This is a genomic window from Ureibacillus yapensis (assembly GCF_003515775.1).
Taxonomy (GTDB): domain Bacteria; phylum Bacillota; class Bacilli; order Bacillales_A; family Planococcaceae; genus Ureibacillus; species Ureibacillus yapensis.
Genome location: NZ_QWEI01000027.1, coordinates 1 through 1,465 on the forward strand (window position 1 = coordinate 1; position 1,465 = coordinate 1,465).

Consider the following 1,465-nt stretch of genomic DNA (forward strand, 5'->3'; position numbering starts at 1 on the left):
TGCTTAAGTTCCATACGTGAAGGCATCCAATCAACTTCTATTTTGTATCCTATATCTTCTAATTTTTGTATAACTTTTTGAGTGTGTTGAGCGTCAAAATCTATATCTATATCTCTGTGTTCTCTTTGTTGTTTTCCAGTTAATACATCTACCCCCCAGCCACCATCTAACCAATAAGTTACTTTCATGTGTTCAAATAAATCTAAAATATAAAATAATTCTTTTTCTGTTACATTATTATTTTTCATTTTATCCCTCCTAACTTGGGAATTTGAAACGAGTTGAAAACGAGTTTCTTCTTGTCTTGATACTATATAGAAATAACTCAAAGATATAAAAAGTCATTTGAATGTTGATATAACAGTATTTTTGGTTGTTTTTGTTGTTGAAAGAAAATTTGACATGAAAAAACCCCAGTTATATGATTAAGGTGTCGAATCAAAATCAAAACTGGAGGCTTTTTATATGCAATATAATACTACTAGATATGTAGACGAAAATCAAGATAATGAAACATTAAAAGATATGACGAAAAGTGGGAAACAACGCCCATGGAGAGAGAAGAAAATTGATAATGTAAGTTATGCAGATATACNAGAAAATTGATAATGTAAGTTATGCAGATATACTAGAAATTTTAAAAATAAAAAAGGCTTTTAACGTAAAACAATGTGGTAACGTCTTAGAGTTCAAGCCAACTGATGAAGGTTATTTGAAATTACATAAAACATGGTTTTGTAAATCAAAATTATGCCCAGTTTGTAATTGGAGGCGTGCTATGAAAAATAGTTATCAAGCTCAAAAAGTGATTGAAGAAGTGGTTAAAGAAAAGCCAAAAGCACGTTGGTTATTTCTTACGCTATCAGCACGAAATGCAATAGACGGTGAACATTTAGAACAAAGTTTAAAGCATATGTCTAAGGCTTTTAATAAATTAAAAATGTATACAAAAGTTAAAAAGAATTTAATCGGATTTTTACGTTCAACCGAAGTAACGGTTAATAAAAATGACGGTAGTTATAATCAACATATGCACGTTTTATTGTGTGTTGAAAATAGCTATTTTAAGAATAAAGCTAATTATATAACTCAAGAAGAATGGGTTACTTTATGGCAAAAAGCATTACAAGTAAATTATCGACCAGTAGCAAATATTAAAGCGATCAAACCAAATCAAAAAGGCGATAAAGATATTCGAGCAGCTATCAAAGAAACCTCGAAATATTCGGTTAAGTCATCTGATTTTTTAACTGATGATGATGAAAAAAATCAAGAAATTGTAAATGATTTAGAAAAAGGTTTATATCGAAAACGTATGTTGAGTTATGGTGGTTTGCTTAAACAAAAACATAAAATTTTAAATTTAGATGATGCCGAAGATGGCAATTTAATTAATACAAGTGACGAAGATAAAACAACAGACGAAGAAGAAAAAGCACATTCAATTACTGCAATTTGGAATTTT

The 1,465-nt window shown here is 29.2% G+C and carries 1 protein-coding gene and 1 pseudogene; one reads left to right on the top strand and one right to left on the bottom strand.

The window, feature by feature from the left end:
- A partial coding sequence (locus tag D1B33_RS18220; RefSeq protein ID WP_407656757.1) for a nucleotidyltransferase domain-containing protein occupies window positions 1–248 on the bottom strand: 248 nt, incomplete at its 3' end.
- Between the two features lie 217 nt (window positions 249–465).
- On the opposite strand from D1B33_RS18220, the pseudogene D1B33_RS18225 reads away from it, so the two are divergent.
- A pseudogene (locus D1B33_RS18225) lies at window positions 466–1,465 on the top strand (protein rep); the annotation flags it as partial.